Here is a 24,079-nt window from a genome sequence, read left to right as displayed (position 1 = left end):
TGTCGCGCGACGAATGATCTTTGAGGCGAGCATCCAGCGTCGCAGTCGAGGGTTTCGTTCGCGCCGTATCGCCCTGCGAATACACGCAGGTAGCGTCGCAAGCGCTCGACTGATCGGGGCTACGTCGCACGACGACGTCGCATTCGCCGTGACATCGACAGCGCGACGAACTGACATCGCTCACACGACGCCGCAACGTCAGCGCGTCGCAACCCGTCGATTCAGGCATTCAAGACACGTCGACGCAGGAACCGATCGCACAGCGGCCGCGCAACCAATGCACCTGACCGCATCGCACGCCACGCGCACGAACGGCCGGCGCGCTCAACCGCCGTCGTTCGTGGTCGTTCCCGGCGGCACGCCCGACTTCGGCGGCGCGAACATCCCCGGCAGCTTGGGCGGCGGCGGTGCCTTGCCGTCCTTGTCCCAGGTCGCGCCGTTGTTTTCCTGCAGCGACGGTTTGAACGGCACATCCGGCGGTGGACGGGCGACCGCAGGCTGCTCCTGCAGGTTCGGATCGGAGATATCGCAACCGCCACCGAACTGCAGGATCGAAATGATGCAGACGATGCGCTTGTTCGTGCCCGGAATCGGAATGCCGACCTGCTTGACGCCCTTGTCGACCCAGTCCTCGAGCAGCGTCTCGTTCGGACGCCACACGCGATCCCAGCGCGTTGGCTCGTACGGATTCGGTTTGCGCTTGAGCCAGGTGCCGGCGCGATCGAGATCCTTGATCTCCTGCGTGATCATGCCGGGCGGATGTCCCGCCGATGCCGAGCCTGGGCCGGGCGCGAGATTCGGTCGCCCGTTGCTGTCGTACAGGCTGTTGCCGGGCCGGTTCTTGTCGCCCTGCCCCCAGTCGTCGCCTCGCTTGGATGTCGCCCACGATCCGGGCGCTGGCGTCGACTTCGGGCCGGTGCCGACGCCCGCGCTCGGGCTCGCCGTCGTGGGACCCGCTGCCGCAGTACCCGGCGACGTGCCCGTCGCGCTCGACGCCGCACTCGACGCGTTGGGTTTGGTCGACGGGCCCGGCGCAGTCGACGCCTGCGTCCCGGTGCTCGCGGGCGCGGAACTTGCCGTCGCGCTCGTCGCCGCCGCGTTCGATGCGGCGCTCGCGCGTTCCGGAATATTGCGTGCCTGCACGTCGACCGACTGCGCCTGGGCGCGCGGTGTTTCGACGGTCGGCGTCACCGTCGCGCTCATCGAGGGCAGACGCACCGCTTCGGGGATGTCACGCGTCACGATGCTCGGCGCGTTCGTCTGTACCGGTTCGATGTCGACGCGTGGCGTCGGCACGTTGAGCTCAGGCGCGCGTGCGAGTTCGGGAATCGGCATGACGCGCACTTCGGGCACTTCCGCGCGTTCGGTTTCGATCGCCTGCGTCGGTAGCGACGTCGGCGGCAACGTGAACGTGGGCGGTTCCTGCGACACCACCTTCGAGACCTGGACGGGCTGCGGCGGCGTGGCCGCCGGCGACGTCGGTGTTTCGGTCGACGGCGAGGGCTTCGACATGTCGATCGACTGCGTCGGTGCCGGGGTCGACGACGCGGTGGTCTGCGCTGGCGCCGCACTCGCCGCCGATGCAGCGGCTTGCGACGCAGCCGCACGCGATGGCGACGATTCCGCCTGCGATGCCGCGGGCGAAGGCGCGGGCCCGCCACCTTCCTCGGCTGGCGTGCCGCGGCCGATGTATTCGACCTGCACCGCTTCCTGTTCTTCGTCCTTCGGCACGGGCGGCTCGAAGCGCAGCGCCGTGATGATCAACAGCATCAGGACGAGGAACACGTGCCACAGCGTGTCGACGCCGCCGGCGATCCAGCGCCAGCTGCGCTCGTCCTTCGACGCGGGATGCCAGTGCTGACGCCACAGCGTCCCGAATGCCTGCCAGCGGTTCAGCGCGATCGCGCGCGGCGGCGGTGAGGCGAGCTCGCGCGACGCGAGGATCGCCACCACGTCGTCGACCGGCGCGCCGGTAACGCGCCCCGGCTTCTGCGCCCAGCGATCGAGCCACGCGTTCCAGCTGACACGCGCCGCTGCGCGCAGGCGGCTTTGCGGCCCGGCGCGGGAGTTCAGTGCATCGATGATGTCGGCGGCGGTGGTCACTGCCGGCGCGGTTCGGTCAGGCCGCCGAATCGCGCGGGATGTACGGTGCGGCGCCGGTCGCGTGGTCCGTGGCGTCGCGTACCGCGGTCACGCCGGGCACCTTGTCGATCAGCTGCCGCTCGATGCCCTGCTTCAGCGTCACATCCGCCATGCCACAGCCGTGGCAGCCGCCGCCGAAGCGCAGGTAGACAACACCTTCGGCGTCGATCGAATCGAGCGTGACGTGGCCCCGGTGCGAGGCGAGCTGCGGATTCACCTCGTTGTCGATCACGTAGCGCACGCGGTCGACGAGGCTCGCGCTGTCGCCCGGCGCTTCGCCCTTGATCTTGGGCGCGCGGATCTGCAGCTGCCCGCCGGTCGCCTTCGTTTCGTAGTCGATGTTCGCGCCGTCGAGGTACGGAACGCTCGCCGCGTCGAGCCACAGCGTGAAACCGTCGCAGTCGATCGCCCACTCGTCACCATGGAGGTCGGCAGGCTCGGCGAATTCGAGGCGGACGTCGGCGCGTGGCGTCCCCGCGTCCATCGCCGACAACCGCACGCCCAGGCCCGGAATCGCTTCGCGCTCGATGAGGCGACGGAAGTGGGTCTGCGCGGATTCGGAAATATCGATCATCCGGCTATTCTAGCCACGGCTCCTGCCGCTTCATCGCGCCGCTTTCACGAGGCGACCGCCGGCATACGGGGCCGATTCAGTCATCCGCCGACGAGTCCGTCGACGAACGCGACAGGAGTGCCCCATGCCGTCGAACCTCGCCCAGCAACACTGCACGCCGCGCCGCGGCGCCGAGCACCGCATCGATCCGTCGAAGGTCGCCGAAATCCTGCGCGACCTGCCGGATTGGAAGCTCGTGGAGGACGGCCAGGCCATCACGCGTACGTTCCGGTTCCCGGACTATTACCGGACCATGGCGTTCGTCAACGCGCTGGCGTACATCGCCCATGAGCAGGATCACCATCCCGACCTCGGCGTGCACTACGACCGCTGCGTCGTCCGCTATTCGACGCACGACGTCGGCGGTCTGTCCGAAAACGACTTCATCTGCGCGGCGAAGGCCGATGCGCTGGTCCGCTGACATGAAGCGCCTCATCGCGACCACCGGGCTTGTTTTTGCGCTCACCGGGTGCAGCCAGAACGTGCCGCCGGCGCCGGTCGGTCGCACGGCCCCGCCGTCGGCGGTGAATACGCCGCCGCCGGGCTATCCGGAATCGCTCGCCTGCGCCGGTGTCGGTGGCACCGTGCAGTTGCGCGTGCTGATCGGCGTCGACGGACACGTCGCGAATACCGAACTCGTTGCCGGCAGCGGCAGCGCGGAACTCGACAAGTCGGCGGAAGCCGCGGTGCGCGACTGGACGTTCAATCCCGCGCTGCAGGCCGGGAAGCCGACGCAGCAGTGGATCACCGTGCCGATGACGTTCCACGTGCCGTCCGAGCGCCCGGAAGCCTGCGACGCCCGCGAGCAGGCCGCGGTGGAAGCCCTGCAGAAGAAGTGACGCCGCGCCTCAGCGCAGGCGGTCGAGCACGTCGATCAGTTCGGGCGCGAGCGGTGCGTTGAGCAGGTAAGGCGTACGCCCGGAATCCAGCGCGAACTCCAGCGTCGACGCGTGCAGGAACATCCGCTTCAGGCCGGCCTGCTCGCGAAGGCGCTTGTTGACGTCCGGATCGCCGTACTTGTCGTCACCCGCGACCGGATGGCCGATGTGCGCCGAATGCACGCGGATCTGGTGCGTGCGACCGGTCTCGATGCGTACCTCGCAGTACGAATGGCCGGCGCGACGCTCGAGCACCCGGAAGTGGCTCAGCGAGGATTTGCCCGCCGCATTGACCTGCACGTGGCGCTCGCCGCCCTGGCGCAGACCGACGTGCAGCGGCGCGTCGACCGACATCGTGCCGTCGGGCATGCGGCCGACCAGCAGTGCGAGGTAGCGCTTCTCGATGTCGGGGCGCGACGCTTCGCCCGCGGCTTCGGACCCTTCCCGCATCAGCCCCTGCAACTCGGCGAGCGCCGAACGCTTCTTCGCGACGACGAGCAGCCCCGAGGTATCGCGGTCGAGACGATGCACCAGCTCCAGCGTCTGGCCGGGACGCAGCGCACGCAGCGACTCGATCGCGCCGTGGCTGATGCCGCTGCCGCCGTGGCTGGCCAGCCCGGCCGGCTTGTTGAGGGCGAGCAGACGGGCGTCCTCGAATACGATCGCCGCTTCGAGCGCGGCCAGCAGGCCCTTGGGCGGCGGCGCTTTCTCACCCTCCTCGGCCAGCCGCACCGGCGGAATGCGGACCTCGTCGCCCGCCTCCAGCTTGCGGTCGGCCTTGGCGCGACCGCCGTTCACCCGGACTTGGCCGGACCGGACCAGCTTGTAGACCAGCGAGCGCGGGGCGCCCTTGAGCTGGCCCAGCAGGAAGTTGTCGAGGCGCTGGCCGTCGCGGTCATCGGGGACGCGGACGGTCCGGGCGCCGGTCGGGGCCGGCTGGGTCATGAAGAGGTTATCTGTTAAACTCGCGTCGCGAGATAAGGTTTTGATTTCGCTGGAAGAAGCGCCGCTTTATCCCCCAGCCTGGACGGCTGGTGCGACCGGGGCCGAAAGCCCACCTTCCGCGATGCGGCGCGCGCCTGACCACGACCCGCGGGGTCGACCATGTTAGCAGCGCGCGCCGACGAGACTGGCCCTCGCCCGACGGGTGACGCCGTCGCGTAATGACACAAGCGCCCCGTGCGACGCCGACGGCCCTGCCCGACGCGGCCGCCGGCCCCCGAGATACCCAACACGTTTTACGAACAAGCGCTCCCGCGGCCCGCCGTGGTGTGCAGCGCTGGAAGTGGGGCCCTCGACCGCGCGACTCGCGCGACAGAGGCCCGTGCCCAGAGGCGGACGCCACGGCGCCGTCGCGCGGATTGCGCGCGAGGACGCCACACCAATGAAGCGAATGCTCATCAACGCGACGCAGGCGGAAGAACTGCGCGTCGCGATCGTCGACGGCCAGAATCTGTACGACATCGACATCGAACAGCCGTCGAAGGAACAGAAGAAGTCGAACATCTACAAGGGCCGCATCACCCGTCTCGAGCCCTCGCTCGAAGCGGCCTTCGTCGAATACGGCGCCGAGCGCCACGGGTTCCTCCCGCTCAAGGAAATCTCACGCGACTACTTCCAGGCAGGCGTCGATCCGAACAAGGCCGGTCTGAAGGAGCTTCTGAAGGAAGGCCAGGAAGTCGTCGTCCAGGTCGACAAGGAAGAACGCGGCAACAAGGGCGCGGCGCTGACGACGTTCATTTCGCTCGCCGGCCGCTACATGGTGCTGATGCCCAACTCGCCGACGGCGGGCGGCGTGTCGCGTCGCATCGAGGGCGAGGACCGCGCCGAGCTGAAGAAGGCCATGGACGCGCTGACGATCCCGGACGACATGGGCGTCATCATCCGCACCGCCGGCGTCGGCCGCGATGCCGAAGAGCTGCAGTGGGACCTCGACTACCTGCTGCAGATCTGGCGCGCCGTCTGCGAAGCCGCGCTGTCCAAGCCGGCACCGTTCCTGATCTACCAGGAATCGCGCCTGATCATCCGCGCGCTGCGCGACTACATGCGCCCGGACATCGGCGAAGTGCTGGTCGACACGCCGGAGATGTACGCCGAAGCGCGCGACTTCGTGCAGCAGGTGATGCCGCACAACGTCCGCAAGCTCAAGCACTACACCGACGACGTTCCGCTCTTCAACCGCTACCAGATCGAGTCGCAGATTGAGAACGCCTACGAGCGCACGGTGAAGCTGCCGTCGGGTGGCGCACTGGTCATCGACCAGACCGAAGCGCTGACCGCGATCGACGTGAACTCGGCGCGCGCCACCAAGGGCGGCGACATCGAGGAAACGGCGTTCAATACCAACCTCGAAGCAGCCGAGGAAGTCGCGCGGCAGATGCGCCTGCGCGATCTCGGCGGCCTTGTGGTCATCGACTTCATCGATATGTCGTCGACCAAGCACCAGCGCGAGGTCGAGAACCGGCTGTCGAACGCGCTGCGTCATGACCGCGCGCGCGTTCAGATCGGCCGCATTTCGCGTTTCGGCCTGCTCGAGATGTCGCGCCAGCGCCTGCGCCCGTCGCTGGGCGAGTCGAGCCAGATCGTCTGCCCGCGTTGCGAAGGCCACGGACGTATGCGCAGCGTCGAGTCACTGTCGCTGTCGGTGCTGCGTCTGGCCGAAGAGCACGCGATGAAGGACAACACCGGACAGGTGCTGGTGCAGGCCCCGGTCGAGATCGCGAACTTCCTCCTCAACGAGAAGCGCCGCGCGCTGGCCGAGATCGAACAGCGCCACGATGCGCCGATCGTCATCGTCGCCGACGACCAGCTGGAGACGCCGCACTTCGAAGTCACGCGTTTGCGCGAGAACGAACTCGGCGAGGAAGCGAGCAAGCCGAGCTACCAGCGCGGCACGCCGCGCAAGCTGCCGACGCACGCGCTGACCAAGGCCAACCTCAACGTGCCGCCGCCGCCCGCGGTGACCAACGTCAAGCCGGTGACGCCCGCACCGCTGCGCGAGCCGAAGGAGCAGGCGCCTGCGCCCGTGGCCGCGGCTCCGGTCGCACCGACGCCCACGCCGACGCATTCGGTCGGCCTGGTCGAACGCATGCTGCGTTTCTTCCGCGGCCAGACGCCGGTCGCCCCGCCGCCGGCGCCCGCGCCGTCGCGTGATTCGCGTGGCGATCAGGGCCGTCGCGATCGCAGCGAACGAAACGATCGCAATGACCGCAGCCGTCGCAACGAGCAGCGTCGCGATGAGCGCCAGAACGGGCGCCCGCCGCAGCAAGGCCAGCAGCAGAACGCGAACAAGGGCGGTCAGCCGCAGCAGCCGGGCAAGAACCGACAGCAGAACGAGCGTGGTGGCCAGCCGCCGCAACAGCAGAAGCAGCAACAGCAACCGCAGCCGCAGCAGCAGAGCCGTCCGCCGCGTCCCGAGCGGGAGAACGCGCAGCAGGCTGAAGCGAACGCGCAGCGCGAGCCGAAGCCGCAGCGTCCGCAGCAACAGGCGCAGCCGCAGCCGCAGTCGCAGTCGCAGGCTGAGCCGACGGCGAAACCGGTGGTCGCGGTGCCTGTCAGTGCCGCGGAAACGCTGCCGACGAACGAGCTGACCGCGATGCCCGTGGTGACCGAAGCGGTCGATGCAGCCGCGGTCGCCGCGGAGCAGATCGAGGGCGGCGATGCGGCGAAGGCCGAGAACGGCGCGCGTCGCCGTCGCGGCCGCCGCGGTGGTCGTCGTCGTCGTCGCGGCGGTGCCGAAGGCGCCGAGGGCATGGATTCGATGGATTCGCTGGATGGCGATCTGCAGGACGGCGACGACGCCGGTGACGACGAGACCGTCGACACCGCGGTCGACGCTGCGCCGGCTCCGAACCGCGCCCAGCCGGAGTTCGAGTTCGACGACATCCCGTCCACGCCGCGTGCGCCCGAAACCAAGCCGACCGCCGTCGTTGCGCCCGTCGCGATGGCCGCTGCGGCGCTCACCGCCGACGCAGCCGAGCGCGCGGAAGTTCCGGTGTCGGCACCGTCTGCGAACGCCACGCGCGAAGTGATTGCACCCATCAGCACCACGGGCTCGGTCGTCATCGCGGAACCCGCCATCGCCGAAACGCCGCAGGCCGATCGCGTCATGAGCTCGTCGATCGAAGGCACGACGTCGGCACCGCCGGCGGTTGCGCAGCCGCTCGTGTCAGCGCCCTCGCCCGCAGTGGAGACCGCGTCGGCCGACGCCGCCGCGCCTGTGGCTGTGTCGACGCCCGCAACGTTCGCGAAGGCCGACGATGCGATCGCCACGCCGACGACCGAGCAGATCGAGACCGTCGAAGCCGCGACGCCCATTGCCGCGGCGATCGAAAACAGCCCCGACACCTCGACGAACGCTGTCGCGCTCGAGCCGGGTGCCGAGTCGATCAACGACGCGGGCGATGCGATCGAGACGCCGTTCCTGGCCGACACCACGTCGACCAATGAAATGGTCGTCGACACCGGCGCGTCCGAAGACATCGAGCACGGCAGCGCCGGTGCGCCGGTGTCGCGCGATGTCGCGAGTATCAACGCGCTGCCGGGCGGTGTGGACGCCGCGCCGTCGCAGGGCGACCTGCTCGGCAATGACGATCCGCGCCACAGCTGATCGCACGCCGGACGCGAGTCCGGCATCGTTCGGAAACAGAAGAGGGCCGCGAATGCGGCCCTTTTCTTTACGTCGCCAATGATTCCTTCCGCCTGCTAACGCACCACGGTCGACGGATCCGCCAGACCGTACTGCGCCACCAGTCGTGCAAGCCCGACGGTATCGCTGATCGACAGGCCGAGCTTCTCGAACATGCGGCTCTTGTGCGTGTTGACCGTCTTCGGGCTCAGGCTCAGGCGACGCGCGATTTCCTGCTGCTGCAGGCCCTGCACCAGCAGCAGCGCGATCTCGATTTCGCGCGGCGAGCAGTCGTCGAACGGCGACGTGCCACCACCAATGCCTGCGAGCGCGAGGTTCTGCGCGACCGACGGCGCCAGGTACTTGCGACCCAGCGCGACATCGCGGATCGCACGCAGAAGTTCGGTCGGATCGCCTGCCTTGCCGACGTAGCCGTGCGCACCGGCTTCGATCATGCGCTTGGGCAGTGGACCATCTTCGAGCACGGAGACGATGATGACGCGCGCGCCGTAATCGCCGCGCACGATGCGCTCGGTGACTTCGAGGCCGCTGAGGCCCGGCAGGTGCACGTCGCAGAGCACGACGTCCGGCTTGAGCTGGCGGATCTGCGGCAGTGCCAGCTCGCCGCTTTCGGCCTCGCCGACGACCTCGATGTCGGTGTGCTGCGACAGGATCATGCGCATTCCAGTGCGCACGATCGCGTGGTCATCGATCAGAAAAACGCGGATGGACATCCTTTCCCCCGGTTGATACGGAATTTCCCCGGGAAAAAGGCTACTGGCGCAGCGAGGCCGGCGCAACCGGCCGCGTCAGTCCAGCTTGAGTTCCGCGTCGCCCGAGAACGTCTCGATCGAGACTTCGGCGTCGCCATTGCCGTAACGCTGGCGGAAGTTCGAGCCGGGGCCGTGTTCGGGGCGCGCGATGGTTGCGCCCGGCGCACGCAGCGTGCCGCTGAAGCTTTCGCCCCGCACTTCCGCCGACACGTTGCGCGGCAACAGCAGCTTGACGTCGCCGCTCACAGTTTCGAGCTTCATGCGCGCATGCGGCGCGAGTGCGGTCTGGATGCCGATGTCGCCGCTGACGCTGGTGCCTTCGAAGCGCTCGACCTGTGAATCGATCACGTCGACGTTGATGCCGCCGGATACCGATTCCACACCGATGTCGCGACCCAGTCGACCGCTGAGCCGGATGTCGCCGCTCACGCTCTGTACGTCGACGTCGGCGCGATTGATGGTCAGGTCCACGTCGCCGCTCACGCTGTTGACGTCGACGCGATCCGCGGCTGCGGCAACTTTCGTGTTGCCGCTGACGTTGTCGATGCTGAGCTTGGACGGCGCAACGCCCCAGGCGGTGACGTCGGCGGACACCGCCGAGATGTCCAGATCGGCACGCGTGGGCACGGTGATCCTGAGCGTCGTCGGCTCCGAGGAACGTCCGCCCATCAGGCGACCGAAACCGTGGCTTTCCGGGTACTTCACCGCGATACGCAATGAATCCCCGCTGCCTTCGATCTCGAGCTTCTCGACGCCTTCGCCAAGCGTGCCCTCGATCTTCACTTCGGGTCGGTCCCAGGCGCGGACGTCGATACTGCCCTTGACGTTCTCGATCTCGACGCGGCCGCGCGGATCGAGCGGTCGCGTCTGGTTGATGGGCGTGCCCGCCACCGCGGGAGCGACGGCGAGCGCGAGCGCAGTAGCGAGCGCGAGTGTGCTGATGTGCATGGCGGTCTTCATGGGGTCTCCGGTCAGCCCACGACCGCGCGCTGCGAGAGCGAGAGCCGGAGCGAATAGGTGCGACGCAGCTGATCGAGCAGCAGTCGCGAGTCGGGATCGCGCTCGAGGGCGCGGCGGATCTGGCGGGCGCTGCGGTCGAGCTCGGCGATCGCAGGGGCAAGTTCGGTGGAGGACGACGCGTCGGCCGGCATCGAGCGCAGTGCGCGATCGTATTCGCGAGTCAGCGTCTGGGCTTCGCGGTGGGCGACGGTGTCGGTTGGCGACACGCCGACGCGCTGCACCAGCGTGCCGGCGCCGATCGCTAGCAAAACGCTTGCGGCCATCGCGTACCACGGCGTGCGACTGCGGCTCACCACGCGCGGTGCGGGCGTCTCGAGCCGTGCGGCGATCCCGGCCCACAGGTCCGTCGGCGGCGCGATATCGCGTCGCTGCGCACGGAGCTGCCAGCGCAACGCGTCGGACAGCGTGCTGTCTTCGTCGAGTGGAATGCGTTCGTCGTCGTGGTGATTCATGCGGCTTCTCCCAACCGTTCGCGCAACAGGCCGCGCGCGCGGTGCAACTGCGCTTTGGAACTGCCGACGGCCATGCCGAGTTCTTCGGCGATTTCCTCGTGGCGCCAGCCTTCGATGTCGTAGAGGACGAGCACCGCCCTCGCCCGCGGCGGCAGGCTCGCCACCGCTTTTTCCAGGTCCATCCGCAACGCCGTGCCGCTGCCCGCGGAGTCCTGCAGGCCGACCATGTCGAGCCCGTCGTCGTCGCCCTGGTCGTGGCCGCGCACGCGACGGCTGCGCATGTCCATCAGCGTGGTGTTGACGGCCAGGCGGTGCAGCCAGGTGCCGAACGCGGCGTCGTGCCGGAAATCGCGCAACGCCTGCCAGGCGCGCACGAAGGTTTCCTGGGTGAGGTCCTCGGCGCGCGTGCCCTGCCCGCCCACGAGGCGGCAGATCACGCCGTGCACCCGGCCCGCATGGCGGCGATACAGCGATTCGAACGCGGCGGTGCTTCCCGACGTGGCCGACGCGACGAGCGCGCGGTCCTCATCCACGGGGGAGATGGCGGCGTTCGAGGGGACGTCGAGCACGGCGGTGAGCATAACCCTCGGATGCGGCCGGGCAGCCGACGGTTTAAATGCGCGTCGTCACTTCGTTTCGATCCCCCCGGTGCCAGCGTGACTGATGGCGTGGCGTCCGGCCCCGCCCCGTGTTCCACCCGCTGGAGTCCACGGCATGCGGCTCGACCTCGACAGTCCTGGCCTGCTCTCCGCACTGCTGGAAAGCATGGCGGACTACGCCGTGATCATCGTCGACCCCGACGGGCGGGTCCGCCTGTGGAGCGTCGGAGCCGAGCGCCTCTTCCTGTACACGGCCGACGAGATGTGTGGCCACCCGGTCGCCAACCTGTTCAGCCCCGATGACCGCGAAGCCGGTGCGCTCGACGCCGCCGTGCACGCTGCGCTGGAGGAAGGGCGCGCTTGGGACATCCGCTGTCTGGTGCGCCGCGATGGCAGCCACTTCTGGGCCGAATGCCTGCTCTCACCCGTGCGCGACGCGCAGGGCCGACTCGCCGGCTTCCTGCAGGTGGCGCGCGACGCCACGGCGCGCAAGCGTGACGAAGAGAAGATGATGCTCCTCGCGCGCATGGACCCGCTGACCGGGCTCGCGAACCGCACCGCGCTCGACGAGAAGCTCGTCGACACCGCGCAGGCCGCGGCGCGTTCGCGGCGGATGATGGTCGTGCACATGATCGATCTCGACCACTTCAAGGTGGTCAACGATCGGCATGGCCATGCGATGGGCGACGAGTTGCTGCGGCGCGTAGCGCAGCGCATCACCAAGGTCGTGCGGTCGACCGATTTCGTCGCGCGCCTCGGTGGCGACGAGTTCGTGCTGGTGCAGACCGACGTCGATGACCCGACCGTGGGCGGGCGCGTTGCCGCCCAGATCGTCGAAGCGCTCGCACGCCCCTTCCGCATCGACCGCGCGGAGCTGCACATCGGCGCGAGCATCGGCATCGCGGTGTTTCCGCGCGACTCCGTCGACACCAAGCAGTTGCTGCGCATGGCCGACGTCGCGCTCTACAAGGTCAAGTCCGACCACCGCGGCGGCTACCACTACTTCACCGAAGACATGGACCGCATCGCGCATCGCCTCGGCACCGATCGCGCGATGCTGCGCGAGGCCCTCGACTGCGAAGCCTTCACCCTCCACTACCAGCCGCAGATCGACACGCGCGATGGTCGCGTCGTCGGCATGGAGGCGTTGCTGCGCTGCGAACATCCGGCGCTCGCGGGCTACCCGGTGCACGAGCTGATCTCGCTCGCCGAAGGCTCCGGGCTGATCCGCGACCTCGGCGTCTGGTGTCTCGGCGAGGCGTGCCGGCAGGCGCGTTCGTGGCGCGACATGGGCATTCCGCCTTTGCGCATGTGCGTGAATTTCTGCGCCGGCGAACTCAACGATCCGAACCTGCTCGAGCGCGTCGCCGACGTCCTCGAACGCACTGGCCTGACCTCGGGGGACGTCGAGATCGAGATCACCGAGCAGCAACTCGTCGACTACAGTCGACCCGGCGACACGGTGCTCGACGATCTGCGTTCGATGGGCGCGTCGCTCGCCATCGACGACTTCGGCACCGGCTATTCGTCGCTCGGCTACCTCGCCAAGCTGCCCGTCGATCGCATCAAGCTCGATCGTTCCTTCGTCGAACGCGTGCCTGAAGACGCGATGAGCTGCACGGTCGCACTGGCGATCGTGAACCTCGCGCACACGCTGGACCTGGGCATTGTGGCGGAAGGCGTGGAGACGGAAGCGCAGTCACGCTTCCTCGAAGCGACGCACTGCGAGGCGCAGCAGGGCTTCTATTTCAGCCGCCCGCTGGACCGCAACGTCATGACCCGTTGGCTGCTCGGGCAGCCGAAGCGTTCGGAGACAGTGATCGCACGCAGCGCATGGGCCCGCTGAAGCCATGCAAAGAAAAAGGGCTTCCGATCGGAAGCCCTTTTCGTAAATGGCGGAGAGGGTGGGATTCGAACCCACGGAAGGTTTAACCCTTCGGCGGTTTTCAAGACCGCTGCCTTAAACCACTCGGCCACCTCTCCGATGTCGAAACGCCGGCATCTGGGCCGGCGTTTCGATGCGTGGACATTGTCGCACGGCCTCAGGCCGTCGCGGTTTCCCTGCCACGCGATGCGGCCGCCTTCTGCTCTTCCGTGCACGGGCGACCGTGGATCTCCGAGCACTGCAGCCGCGCGGATTCGACCATCGCGGGCGCACGTTCGGCCAGGAAGTCGATGAACACGCGAACCGCCGGCAGCATGCCGCGACGCGACGCGAACACCGCATGGAAGATGCCCTGCGGCAGGCGCCAGTCGGGCAGCACCACTTCCAGCTCGCCCGTGCGCACCGCTTCGGCGCAGATCGTTTCCGGCAGTAGCGTGATACCGATGCCCTGCTTCGCCAGCTGCATCAGCATGGGGAAATCGAAGCCCATGATGCGCGGCTTCAACTCCATGCGACGCACTTCGCCGTCGCGACCGTGCAGTTCCCAGCGCTGCCGCGCCTCGTCCTCGCTCATCGACATGGTGACGTGCTCGGTGAGCTCGTCCGGCGACTTCGGCCGCCCCATGCGCTTGAGGTACTGCGGGCTCGCGACCAGCAACTCCTGGATCTGGCCGAAGCTGCGCATCACCAGGCTGCCGTCGTCGTCGAGCTTCGTACGCACGCGCAGCGCGACGTCGAAACCTTCGTTGATGACGTCCACGCGGCGGTTGCTGATGTGCATCTGCACGCGCACCTGCGGGTACAGCGCGAGGAATTCCGGCAGCAGCTTGGGCATGTGTTGCTGTGCGATGCCGACGGGCACGCTCACGCGGATGACGCCGCGCGGCTCCGCACTCAGGCGGTCGACGACTTCGCGCGCGGCCTTCGCTTCTTCCAGCATCGACTGCGCGTGGCGATACACGCTCTGGCCGACGTCGGTGACGGCGAAACGGCGCGTCGAACGCTGCAAGAGGCGCACGCCGAGATCCGTTTCCAGTTGGCTGATGCGGCGGCTCAGTCGCGACTTCGGAATACCGAGCGCACGTTCCGCCGCGGCGAAACCGGAGTGCTCCACGACGGCCGCGAAGTAGTACAGGTCATTCAGATCGTTCATGACGACAGTTCCATGCCCGCAACGGTACGTGACATTAGACCACCTTAATTCCATCCATGCAACAACCTACGTTCTGTCCACCGATTCGAACCACCGACAGGACGAACCCCATGAAGCTGCTCCGCCTCGACTCCAGCGCCCTCGGCGCCAACTCCGTCACCCGCGAGCTCACGGCCGCCGTAGTGGACCAGCAGCGCCGGCTGGATCCGGCGCTTGAGGTCGTCCACCGCGACCTCGATACCGACGCCCTGCCGCACCTGTCGGCCGCTACGTTCGCCAACGACGAGGCCACCGCGCAGTCGGCTGCCGTGCTCGACGAATTCCTCGCCGCCGACACCGTCGTGATCGGGGCGCCGATGTACAACTTCAGCATTCCGTCGACGCTCAAGGCGTGGATCGACCGCGTCAGCGTGGCCGGGAAGACGTTCCGCTACGGCGCGAACGGTCCGGAGGGCCTGGTGCACGGCAAGACGGTGATCGTGGCGGTCGCGTCCGGCGGCGCGCACGCGGGCCAGCCGACGGACTTCGTCGAGCCCTATCTGCGCCAGCTTTTCGGCTTCCTCGGCGTGCCTGACGTGCGCTTCATCCGCGCGGACGGCGTCGCGTTCTCGCCGGAGCATCGCCGCAATGCCATCGATGCGGCCGTCGCGTCGCTCGACGTCGAGCTGCCGCAGGCGGCGTGATCCGTTGAAACGAAACGGGCCCGCCGGTCATGGCGGGCCCGTCGGTGTCGCGGCGTCGATCGCTCAGCGCAGCACGTCGACGCCACCCATGTACGGCCGCAGCACGTCCGGGACGACGATGCTGCCGTCGGCCTGCTGGTAGTTCTCCATCACCGCGATCATCGCGCGGCCGACGGCGACACCCGACCCGTTGAGCGTGTGCACCGGCTCGGGCTTGCCCGTCGCCGGATTGCGCCAGCGCGCCTGCATGCGGCGCGCCTGGAAGGCGTCGCAGTTGGAGCAGGACGAAATCTCGCGGTACGCGTTCTGCGACGGCAGCCAGACCTCGAGGTCGTAGGTCTTCGACGCCGAGAAACCCATGTCGCCCGTACACAGCAGCATGCGGCGATACGGAAGGCCGAGGCGCTCCAGCACCACTTCCGCGGCACGCGTCATGCGCTCGTGCTCGACCTCGCTCTCGCCCGGCCGCGCGATCGACACCAGTTCGACCTTCTCGAACTGGTGCTGACGGATCATGCCGCGCGTGTCGCGGCCGTGGCTGCCGGCTTCTGCGCGGAAGCACATCGAATGCGCGGTCATGCGCATCGGCAGCTGTGCGTCTTCGACGATCTCGTCGCGCACGATGTTGGTCAGCGGCACTTCCGACGTCGGGATCAGGTAGCGCTTCGACTCGCCGACCGCCGTCGCGAAGAGATCATCTTCGAACTTCGGCAGCTGGCCGGTGCCGCGCATGGAATCGGCGTTCACCAGCAGTGGCACGTTCACTTCGGTGTAGCCGTGCTCGCCGGTGTGCAGGTCGAGCATGAACTGCGCGAGTGCGCGATGCAGTCGCGCCAGGCCACCGCGCAGCACGGTAAAACGCGCGCCCGACAACTTCGCGGCGGTGTCGCCGTCGAGCCAGCCGTTGCGCGCGCCGAGTTCGACGTGGTCGCGCACCGCGAAATCGAAAACACGCGGCGTGCCCCACCGACTCTGTTCGACGTTCGCGCTCTCGTCGGCACCCACGGGTACCGACTCGTACGGAATGTTCGGCACGCCGAGCGCGATCGCTTCGAGTTCCTCGCGGATGACTTCGAGGCGCGCCTCGCTCGCCTTCAGCTCGTCGGCGATGCCGGCGACTTCCGCCATCAGCGGCGCAACGTCCTCGCCCTTGGCCTTGGCCTGCCCGATCGCCTTGCTGCGCGTGTTGCGCAGGTTCTGCAGCTCCTGGGTGCGCGTCTGGATCTGCTTACGCTCCGCCTCCAATGACTCGAGCACCGACGCATCGAGCGAATAGCCGCGCGTGGCGGCAAGACGTTCGGCGACTTCGGCGGGGCGCTGGCGCAGCAGGACCGGATCGAGCATGGGAGCGTTCGTCGAGCGTGGAAAGGCGGCATTATCACCGTAGTTCGCACCCGATGCGCCCTTTCCCCTTACGTTAACGGCCATGCGGCCAGCATGGCCCGATGGATACGACACGCATGGCGCCTTCCCCCACGCCGTCCGGTGAACGCCCTGGACGTCGCCCCTTCCGCTTCGACCGCCGCCTCGCACTGTGGATCACGCTGGCATTCGCGGCCGGCCTGATCTTGTTCGCGCTCGCGATCCGGAAGTCCGACGGCACGTTCTATCGCGCCGGCGAAGTGCCGCCCTCGACGGCGGAGCCGGGCTATGCGCCGCTGCCCGCACCCATGGCGGGCGACGACGGCTCCGGCATCGGCACGCTGACGCCACCTCCGCCGATCGCCGCGCCTGAAACGCCCGCCACGCGAGCCGCTCCCGTTTCGACTCCGGCATCGACGCCCGCGCCGGAGCCACGGCCGGCGTCTGTCGCCGACCGTAAGGCGCGCCCGCTGCCCGGTCAAACCCCGCCGCCGGACTACCCGATGCGCGCGTTGCGCGATGGCGACACCGGCACCGTGCTGGTGCTGGTGCACATCGGCCCGGACGGCGTGCCGACGGCGACGGAAGTCGCGCAGTCCAGCGGTTCGCGCGAGCTCGATCGCGCCGCGCTGCAAGGTGTACGCCGCTGGCGCTTCGAGCCGGCGATCGCCGACGGCCACCCGACCGTGGGCGATGTCGTCGTGCCGATCGACTTCAAGCTGTCGGAATAACCGGCGCGATGCGCAGGCCGGCATCGCCGGCCAGTTCGACGAATCCCGGGAACGACGTCGCCACGTTGGCGACGTCGCGCACACGCACCTCGCCCGATGCGCGCTGTGCGAGCACGGCCAGGCTCATCGCGATGCGGTGATCGCCCAGGCTGTCGACATCGCCGCCACGCGCCTGGCCGCCCTCGATCATGGCGCCGTCCGGGCGTTCGTCGACGACGATGCCGAGCGTACGCAAGCCGGCCGCCATCGCCGCGATGCGATCGGACTCTTTGACGCGCAATTCGGCCGCGCCGCTCACGGTCGTGAGCCCGTCTGCACAGGCGGCCGCGGCGAACAGCGCCGGGAACTCATCGATCATGTCGGGGACGAGCGCGACCGGCACGTCGATGCCGCGCAGACGCGATGCACGCACGCGAAGATCGGCGACCGGCTCACCGCCCTGCTCGCGCGGGGATTCGATCGCGATGTCCGCGCCCATCAGGCGCAGCGCCTCGAGCAGACCGGTGCGCCGCGGATTCATGCCGACGGCTTCGATCAGCAGGTCGGAGCCCGGCGCGGTGGCGGCCGCAACGATGAAGAACGCGGCGGACGAGAAGTCGGCCGGGACATCGACATCCGTCGCACGTAACCTCGGGCGACCGGCGACCACGGCTTCGCCCGGGGCGAATTCGATCTCGGCACCGAATGCACGCAACATGCGTTCGCTGTAGTCGCGCGTCGGATGCGGTTCGACCACGCGCGTCCGGCCGTCCCCGTACAGCCCGGCGAGCAGCACCGCGGACTTCACCTGCGCGCTCGCGACCGGCGACGCGTAGTCGATGCCGCGCAACACCGCACCGCCGTGGACGTGCAGCGGCGGAAGGCCGTCACCTGTCGCGTCGATGCGCGCACCCATCCGGGCCAAAGGGTCCGTGACGCGGCGCATCGGGCGCTTGGACAACGACTCGTCGCCGACCAGCACGCTGTCGAACTTCTGCCCCGCGAGCAGGCCGGCGAGCAGGCGCATGCCGGTACCGGCATTGCCGCAATCGAGCGGTGCATCGGGGGCGCGCAGGCCGTCGAGGCCGACGCCATGGACGATGCGCTCGCTCGGCGCGCGCGCCTCGATACGCACACCGAGCTGACCGAACACGCGAGCGGTCGCTCGCGTGTCCTCACCTTCAAGGAATCCGGTGATGCGGCTGGTACCTTCCGCGATCGCCGCGAACATCACCGCGCGATGCGAAATCGATTTGTCGCCGGGCACGCGAATGCGACCGCGCAGCGGGCCGCCTTGCGAAGCGATCCAGTCGAGGCTCATGCGCGCACCTCGTCCAGCGCCTTGAGCAGCAGGCGATTCTCGTCCGCGGTGCCGACCGCGATCCGGCTGTAGGTCGGCAGCCCGTACCCGCCCATGGGGCGCAGGATCACGCCACGATCGAGCAAGGCCGCCTCGACCGCCGGTGTGGCGTCACCGAGATGCGCGAGCACGAAATTCGTCTGGGACGGAAGTACTGGGATGCCTCGCGCCTGCAGTGCTGCGCGGAGCGCCGCGCGCTGTTCCGCATTGCGTTCGCGCGACCACGCGAGGTGTTCGACGTCACCCAGCACCGCCTGGCAGGCGGCGAGCGCGAGTGAATTGACGTTGAAGCTTTCGCGAACGCGTTCCATCACTGCGACCAGTCCCTCGGCCGCGATCAGGTAACCGCAGCGCAGCCCGGCCAGCGCGTAGGCCTTGCTGAAGGTGCGCGTGACCACGACGTTTCCGCGGTGCGCGGCCAGCGTCAGCGCACTCGCGTAGTCGGGTACATCCGCCATCTCGGCGTAGGCCTCGTCGACGACGATGATGACCTCGCGCGGCGCGGCGTCGATCAGCCGACGCAGGGAGTCCCTGTCCAGCCACGTGCCGGTCGGGTTGTTCGGATTCGCGACGTAAACCAGCTTGGTCGCAGGCGTGATGGCGGCAAGCAACGTGTCGACGTCGTGACCGAGCGGCATCGCGGCGGCGTCCGGCAGTGCGGGCGCGACACGCGCGTTCGCGCCGGCCGCGCGCGTCGCCAGCGCGAACACGGCGAAGCCGTACTGCGAATAGACGACGTCATCGCCGGGGGCGGCGAACACCTGCGCCAGCTGCATCAGCAGCTCGTGCGACCCGTTGCCCAGCAGGATCCGCGACGGCGCAACGCCATGCGTCTCCGCGAGCTTCACTTTCAGCGCGGCACCCCGCGGATCGGGATAGCGGTGCATGAGATGCAACGCGTCCAGCACCGCCGCGCGTGCCTGCGGCGACGGGCCATACGGATTCTCGTTGGAGCCGAGCTCGACCAGCCACTGAGTGCGCTCGCGCATCGCGACCACGTCGTGACCGGGGTCGTACGCCTTCAATGCACGGATACCCGGTGTCGCACGTGAGGCGAACCAGGCTTCGTCGTACGTCGGCATCATCCGATCGCCACCGGATACGAGCCGAGCACGCGGACCTCCTGCGCGAAGTCACCGAGTTCGCCCAGCGCCTGCTCCATCGCCGGCTGATCCACGTGACCGTCGATGTCGATGAAGAAGGCGTACTGCCAGGGCTGCGCATGCCCGGGACGCGACTCGATGCGCGTCATGCTGAGGCCATTGCGCGCGAACGGCTCCAGCACGTGATACAGCGCGCCCGGCTGGTCACGGATGAACACAAGCAGCGACGTGCGGTCGTTGCCCGAGGGCGTGAACAGCTCGCGGCCCAGCACCAGGAAGCGCGTGGTGTTGTCCGGGCGATCCTCGATCGGCCCCTGCACCACCTTCAGCCCGTATACCGACGCCGCGCTGACGCCCGCGATCGCCGCGGCGTCGTCGGCATTGCGCGCTCGACGCGCCGCATCCGCATTGCTCGCGACGGGAATCATCTCCACGCCCGGCAGATGCGTGCGCAGCCACGCGCGGCACTGCGCGAACGACTGCGGATGGGAATAGACGCGCTCGATGTCTTCGATACGTCCCGTGCGCGACAGCAGGTGCTGATGCACGCGCAGCTCGACTTCGCCGCAGATGCGCACGTCGGACGACAGGAACATGTCGAGCGTCGACTGGATCGTGCCCTGTGTCGAGTTTTCCACGGGCACGACGCCGAAATCGGCGTGGCCCGCAGCGACTTCCTGGAACACTTCCTCGATGCTCGCCAGCGGCAGGCCGCGCACGGAATGGCCGAAGTGCTTGAGCGCGGCCTGTTGCGAATGCGTGCCCTCGGGCCCGAGATACCCGACTTTCAGCGGCTCCTGCTGCGCCAGGCACGCTGACATGATCTCGCGGAACACGCGCACCAGCACTGCGTTCTCGAGTGGGCCTTCGTTGCGGTCGATCACGCGACGCAGCACCTGCGACTCGCGTTCCGGACGGTAGTAATCCACCGCACGCGCGAGCTCGCCCTTGGCACGACCCACCTGCGCGGCGAAGCGCGCGCGTTCACTAATCAGCGACTGGATCTCGCGGTCGATCCCGTCGATGCGTTCGCGCAGTCGCGCGAGTTCTCCCGGCGACCCCGTACTCATCCGTGCCGTCTCCTGAAGTCGTCCATGAACTCGACCAGCGCGGCAACGCCGGCCTCGGGCATCGCGTTGTAGATCGACGCGCGCATGCCGCCGAGCGCGCGATGGCCCTTCAGCCCGATGAGGCCGGCCTTGACGGATTCGGCGAGGAACGGCTTGTCGAGCGCTTCGTCATGCAGGAAGAACGGCACGTTCATGCGCGAACGCACCGCCGTCGCGACTTCGTTCCGATAGAAACCGCCCGAGCCGTCGATCGCGCTATACAGCGCCTCGGACTTGCGCGCATTGCGACGCGCGAACTCCTCGACACCGCCCTCGTTGAGCATCCACTTGAACACGAGGCCGGCGAGATACCAGTTCCAGGTCGGCGGCGTGTTGAGCATGGACTCGCCCTTGACGTGCGAGCGGTAGTCGAAGATGTCGGCGCGCGGCTGACCGGCGCGTTCGAGCAGGTCGCGGCGGATGATCACGACGGTGACGCCGACCGGTCCAAGATTCTTCTGTGCGCCCGCATAGATGACGCCGAATTTCGATACGTCCAGCGGCTCGGACGCGATGTTCGACGAGCAGTCGGCCACCAGCGGCACATTGGCGACATCGGGCACGTCGCGGAATTCAACACCGTGGATGGTTTCATTCGCGGTGATGTGCACATAGGCGGCATCGGGCGACAGCTGCCAGTCCGCACGCGCCGGGATATCGCGGAAACCGCCGGCTTCGCTGGTCGCCGCGACGTGCGCGTCGACGTACGGCTTCGCCTGCTTGATCGCGGTCTTGCCCCAGTGGCCGCTGACGACGTAGTCGGCGCGCTGGCCGGGCGTCGCGATGTTGAGTGGCACCAGTGCCTGCGCCGTGGTCGCACCGCCAGCGAGGAAGAGGATCGCGTAGTCGTCGGAAATCGACATCAGTTTGCGCAGGTCGGCCTCGGCCTCCGCCGCCACGCCCATGAATTCGGCGCCGCGATGGCTGAGCTCGACGATCGACGCACCTACGCCACGCCAGTCCAGCAACTCGTCGCGCGCCTGCTCGAGGACGGCTTCCGGGAGGGTGGCGGGACCGGCACTGAAGTTGAAGACGCGCGACATCGGAGCACCTGGAGGCGGGTTGAAGGCCGAGTATGCCGCAGCGCAGCACGGCTACCGGCCGTTCGGCTGCATCTTTTTCATCATGAGCGCCGTCTAATCCGTTATCGCCCTTCCGGAAGCGCCCCGATGTCCCTGCGCGATGCCCTGCGGATTCCCACCCGCGACGTCACGGACGAAGCGGTCTATCGCGATCGGCGTCGTGTGGTCGCCGGGCTCGCGGCCTCCGGCGCGCTCGGCCTGGCGGGCTGCGCCAAGGCTGACCCGCCAGCCGCGCCGCCCGCCGCGAAGGTCGACCCCGCGCGCATGCGGGCCGGTTTCACCACGAGCGAGGAACGCACGACCTACCAGGACGTCACGAGCTACAACAACTTCTACGAATTCGGCACAGGCAAGGCCGATCCATCCCAGGCGCCACGCACGCTGCGCACCCATCCGTGGACGGTCGCCGTCGGCGGGCAATGCGCGAAGCCGGGGCGACTGTCGCTCGACGATCTGCTCAAGGGCCTGAAGCCGGAAGAACGCATCTATCGGCATCGCTGCGTCGAAGGCTGGTCGATGGTGATTCCGTGGCTCGGCGTGCCGCTCGGCGACGTGCTCAAGCGTTTCGAGCCGACGTCGAAGGCGAAGTTCGTGGCGTTCACCACGCTCGCCGACCGCAAACAGATGCCTGGCCTCTCCTATCCGGCGCTCGATTGGCCGTATCGCGAAGGCCTACGCATCGACGAGGCCACGCATCCGCTCGCGCTGCTCGCCACCGGCATCTACGGCAAGCCGCTGCTGCAGCAGAATGGCGCGCCGCTGCGGCTCGTGTTGCCGTGGAAGTACGGGTTCAAGTCGATCAAGTCGATCGTCGCGATCACGTTCGTCGAGCACATGCCGTTTACGAGCTGGAACGACGAGGCATCGGACGAATACGGCTTCTTCTCGAACGTCAATCCGGCCGTCGACCATCCGCGCTGGAGCCAGAAGACCGAACGTCGCATCGCCGGCACGGGCAGCAAGCTGTTCGCCGACCGCATTCCGACGCGACTGTTCAACGGTTACGCCGAGCAGGTCGGTTCGATGTACGCCGGTCTCGATCTGAGGAAATGGTTCTGAGCGCCGCGGCAGCGCGACCGGTGCGGCGTCGCACCGAGCCGGGCGTCATCGTCGCCAAGATCGTCGTCCACCTGCTCGCGCTGCTGCCTGCGGCCTGGCTCGCCTGGCAGATCCGCAACGAACTCGTGCTCGGTACCGGTCGGCTCGGCGCGGATCCTGTCGCCGCGATCGAACACTTTCTCGGCTTGTGGGCCCTCCGCCTGCTGATGATCACGCTCGCGGTGACACCACTGCGGCAGCTCACCGGCAAGGCGGTGCTGCTGCGTTTCCGACGCATGCTCGGGCTGTACACGTTCTTCTATGCGACGGTGCACTTCGCAGCATGGATGGTGCTGGACCTGCGGATGGACGCGTCGCAGATCGGGGCGGCGATCGCGAAGAAGCCGTTCGTCACCGTGGGTTTCGCCGCGTGGCTGTTGCTGGTACCGCTCGCGGCGACGTCGTTCCAACGCGCGATGCGTGCACTCGGACGACGCTGGGGCCAGCTGCATCGCGCGATCTACGTGATCGCGGTGCTGGCCGTCCTGCACTTCTGGTGGCTGGTGAAGTCCGACATCCGCGAGCCACTGCTGTACGCGACAATCGCGGCGCTGTTGCTCGGCTGGCGCGTGTGGAAGCGCTTCGCGATCAGCCCGCGCCGTACAGCAACAGCAGGCTGAGTGCGCCCGCGAGCAGGACGGCCGCGACGATCAGCCACGGCATGCGGCGTGCCGCGCGACGGAGCTGTGGCGGCGGCGGCGGACGACCGCTCGGTCGACGCTCGCGCTCCGGCTCGGTGAAACCCGGCGGGCGCGCAGCTTCGACGATGAAACGATGCTGGCCGGCGATCACCAGCTGGTCGCCCGGCAGCAGCACGGCATTCGACAGCGGATGACCATTGACCCACACGGGTGCGGCGGTGGTCGCCGTCGTCGCGCGCACGCCCTTCGCCGTGGCACGCAAGGTGACTTCGCGTGCACCGATGGCTTCGTCGTCGACCGGAATATCGCTGTCCGGATCGCGGCCAAGCACGCAGTCGCGATCGAGTGGGAAGCATCGGCCGTGATGACGTCCCGCGATCGCTCGCAGTACGGCGCGGCCTTCGCCACGCGGTGCGGCTCCGGCGTCGACCGGCTCGGGACGGCGTCCCACGAGCACGCATTCGACGCCCGCGAGGAAGACCGAATCGCCGGCACGCAGCATTGCCATGCGACGAATCGGCCGGCCGTTGACGTACACGCCGCGAAGCCCGTCGCGCACCTGCAGCCACACACCGCGCGAATCGACGTAGACGTGCGCGACCGCATCCGCCTCCGCCGCGTGTCGGCCGTCGAGCATCGCGGGCGCGATCGGATGCACGCCCGGCTCGAGGTCGAGCAGGTCGCGGCCGGAATCGGTCTGGCGAAGTCGGAGGGCTGTCACGCGCCCGAAATCTAGCATGCCGACACGGCCTTGCCGGGCCGATGCCGCACAATATGGCCCTCGCTACG

Annotated in this window: 22 protein-coding genes and 1 tRNA gene; 8 read left to right on the top strand and 15 right to left on the bottom strand. The window is 68.2% G+C overall.

The features are described 5' to 3' along the window. Nucleotides 1-324: 324 nt before the first annotated feature. Complete coding sequence (locus DWG18_RS04925; protein ID WP_115645953.1) at nt 325-2,103, bottom strand: hypothetical protein; 1,779 nt, start codon at nt 2,101-2,103, stop codon at nt 325-327. Nucleotides 2,104-2,119: 16 nt separating this feature from the next. Next, complete coding sequence (locus DWG18_RS04920; RefSeq protein WP_115645951.1) at nt 2,120-2,716, bottom strand: NfuA family Fe-S biogenesis protein; 597 nt, start codon at nt 2,714-2,716, stop codon at nt 2,120-2,122. Nucleotides 2,717-2,840: 124 nt separating this feature from the next. Between DWG18_RS04920 and DWG18_RS04915 the strand changes: the two genes are divergently transcribed. Then, complete coding sequence (locus DWG18_RS04915; RefSeq protein WP_115645949.1) at nt 2,841-3,176, top strand: 4a-hydroxytetrahydrobiopterin dehydratase; 336 nt, start codon at nt 2,841-2,843, stop codon at nt 3,174-3,176. Nucleotide 3,177: 1 nt separating this feature from the next. Further along, on the top strand, nt 3,178-3,594 hold the full coding sequence (locus DWG18_RS04910) for an energy transducer TonB (RefSeq protein ID WP_162823714.1): 417 nt from the start codon (nt 3,178-3,180) through the stop codon (nt 3,592-3,594). Between the two features lie 9 nt (nt 3,595-3,603). Here DWG18_RS04910 and DWG18_RS04905 read toward each other — a convergent pair whose 3' ends face one another. Further along, nucleotides 3,604-4,578, bottom strand: a complete 975-nt coding sequence (locus tag DWG18_RS04905) for an RluA family pseudouridine synthase (RefSeq protein WP_115645945.1) — start codon at nt 4,576-4,578, stop codon at nt 3,604-3,606. A 439-nt stretch (nt 4,579-5,017) separates the two neighbouring features. Between DWG18_RS04905 and rne the strand changes: the two genes are divergently transcribed. Then, a complete protein-coding gene (rne, locus tag DWG18_RS04900) occupies nt 5,018-8,242 on the top strand; it encodes a ribonuclease E (protein ID WP_115645943.1) in 3,225 nt (1,074 codons plus the stop codon). Between the two features lie 95 nt (nt 8,243-8,337). Here rne and DWG18_RS04895 read toward each other — a convergent pair whose 3' ends face one another. The 4 genes from DWG18_RS04895 to DWG18_RS04880 form a co-directional block, all read right to left on the bottom strand. Next, nucleotides 8,338-8,994: a response regulator gene (locus DWG18_RS04895; protein WP_115645941.1), complete on the bottom strand. Its 657-nt coding sequence runs from the start codon at nt 8,992-8,994 to the stop codon at nt 8,338-8,340. Nucleotides 8,995-9,069: 75 nt separating this feature from the next. Next, nucleotides 9,070-9,993 (bottom strand): DUF4097 family beta strand repeat-containing protein, encoded by a 924-nt coding sequence (locus DWG18_RS04890; protein WP_115645939.1) that lies wholly within the window; start codon nt 9,991-9,993, stop codon nt 9,070-9,072. Nucleotides 9,994-10,004: 11 nt separating this feature from the next. Further along, nucleotides 10,005-10,505, bottom strand: coding sequence for a hypothetical protein (locus DWG18_RS04885; RefSeq protein WP_115645937.1), 501 nt, complete (start codon nt 10,503-10,505; stop codon nt 10,005-10,007). After that, on the bottom strand, nt 10,502-11,086 hold the full coding sequence (locus DWG18_RS04880; RefSeq protein ID WP_115645935.1) for a sigma-70 family RNA polymerase sigma factor: 585 nt from the start codon (nt 11,084-11,086) through the stop codon (nt 10,502-10,504). The genes DWG18_RS04885 and DWG18_RS04880 overlap by 4 nt, the downstream gene beginning before the upstream one ends. Nucleotides 11,087-11,219: 133 nt before the next feature. On the opposite strand from DWG18_RS04880, the gene DWG18_RS04875 reads away from it, so the two are divergent. After that, complete coding sequence (locus tag DWG18_RS04875) at nt 11,220-12,950, top strand: EAL domain-containing protein (protein WP_162823713.1); 1,731 nt, start codon at nt 11,220-11,222, stop codon at nt 12,948-12,950. A gap of 47 nt (nt 12,951-12,997) precedes the next feature. On the opposite strand, the gene DWG18_RS04870 is transcribed toward DWG18_RS04875, so the two are convergent. Both DWG18_RS04870 and DWG18_RS04865 read right to left on the bottom strand, forming a co-directional pair. Beyond that, nucleotides 12,998-13,087, bottom strand: a tRNA-Ser gene (locus DWG18_RS04870). 59 nt (nt 13,088-13,146) lie between these two features. Then, nucleotides 13,147-14,142, bottom strand: coding sequence for a LysR substrate-binding domain-containing protein (locus DWG18_RS04865; protein WP_115645931.1), 996 nt, complete (start codon nt 14,140-14,142; stop codon nt 13,147-13,149). Between the two features lie 110 nt (nt 14,143-14,252). Here DWG18_RS04865 and DWG18_RS04860 point away from each other — a divergent pair, with 110 nt between their 5' ends. Beyond that, nucleotides 14,253-14,825, top strand: a complete 573-nt coding sequence (locus DWG18_RS04860) for an NAD(P)H-dependent oxidoreductase (protein WP_115645929.1) — start codon at nt 14,253-14,255, stop codon at nt 14,823-14,825. A 63-nt stretch (nt 14,826-14,888) separates the two neighbouring features. Here DWG18_RS04860 and serS read toward each other — a convergent pair whose 3' ends face one another. Further along, nucleotides 14,889-16,169 (bottom strand): serine--tRNA ligase, encoded by a 1,281-nt coding sequence (serS, locus tag DWG18_RS04855; protein ID WP_115645927.1) that lies wholly within the window; start codon nt 16,167-16,169, stop codon nt 14,889-14,891. A 116-nt stretch (nt 16,170-16,285) separates the two neighbouring features. On the opposite strand from serS, the gene DWG18_RS15645 reads away from it, so the two are divergent. Then, entirely contained in the window at nt 16,286-16,918 is a 633-nt protein-coding gene (locus tag DWG18_RS15645; RefSeq protein WP_115645925.1) for a TonB family protein, read from the top strand. On the opposite strand, the gene aroA is transcribed toward DWG18_RS15645, so the two are convergent. The 4 genes from aroA to serC are packed head-to-tail and all read right to left on the bottom strand — an operon-like array spanning nt 16,902 to nt 21,512. Continuing rightward, nucleotides 16,902-18,218 carry a 3-phosphoshikimate 1-carboxyvinyltransferase gene (gene aroA, locus DWG18_RS04845; protein ID WP_115645923.1) on the bottom strand — a complete coding sequence of 439 codons (1,317 nt, stop codon included), beginning with the start codon at nt 18,216-18,218 and terminating at the stop codon, nt 16,902-16,904. The genes DWG18_RS15645 and aroA overlap by 17 nt on opposite strands. Then, nucleotides 18,215-19,339 carry a histidinol-phosphate transaminase gene (gene hisC, locus DWG18_RS04840; protein WP_162823712.1) on the bottom strand — a complete coding sequence of 375 codons (1,125 nt, stop codon included), beginning with the start codon at nt 19,337-19,339 and terminating at the stop codon, nt 18,215-18,217. The genes aroA and hisC overlap by 4 nt, the downstream gene beginning before the upstream one ends. After that, nucleotides 19,339-20,430 carry a prephenate dehydratase gene (pheA, locus tag DWG18_RS04835; RefSeq protein WP_115645919.1) on the bottom strand — a complete coding sequence of 364 codons (1,092 nt, stop codon included), beginning with the start codon at nt 20,428-20,430 and terminating at the stop codon, nt 19,339-19,341. The genes hisC and pheA overlap by 1 nt, the downstream gene beginning before the upstream one ends. Then, nucleotides 20,427-21,512: a 3-phosphoserine/phosphohydroxythreonine transaminase gene (gene serC / locus DWG18_RS04830; RefSeq protein WP_115645917.1), complete on the bottom strand. Its 1,086-nt coding sequence runs from the start codon at nt 21,510-21,512 to the stop codon at nt 20,427-20,429. Before serC ends, pheA begins: the two co-directional genes overlap by 4 nt. Before the next feature lie 126 nt (nt 21,513-21,638). Between serC and msrP the strand changes: the two genes are divergently transcribed. Then, nucleotides 21,639-22,610, top strand: coding sequence for a protein-methionine-sulfoxide reductase catalytic subunit MsrP (msrP, locus tag DWG18_RS04825; protein ID WP_115645915.1), 972 nt, complete (start codon nt 21,639-21,641; stop codon nt 22,608-22,610). Then, entirely contained in the window at nt 22,601-23,269 is a 669-nt protein-coding gene (locus DWG18_RS04820) for a protein-methionine-sulfoxide reductase heme-binding subunit MsrQ (RefSeq protein WP_115645913.1), read from the top strand. The genes msrP and DWG18_RS04820 overlap by 10 nt, the downstream gene beginning before the upstream one ends. On the opposite strand, the gene DWG18_RS04815 is transcribed toward DWG18_RS04820, so the two are convergent. Beyond that, nucleotides 23,238-24,011, bottom strand: a complete 774-nt coding sequence (locus DWG18_RS04815) for an FHA domain-containing protein (protein ID WP_162823711.1) — start codon at nt 24,009-24,011, stop codon at nt 23,238-23,240. The genes DWG18_RS04820 and DWG18_RS04815 overlap by 32 nt on opposite strands. Nucleotides 24,012-24,079 lie beyond the last annotated feature (68 nt).

It is taken from the genome of Lysobacter sp. TY2-98 (assembly GCF_003367355.1).
Lineage (GTDB): Bacteria > Pseudomonadota > Gammaproteobacteria > Xanthomonadales > Xanthomonadaceae > Cognatilysobacter.
This window is presented reverse-complemented; position numbering and strand designations above follow the sequence as displayed.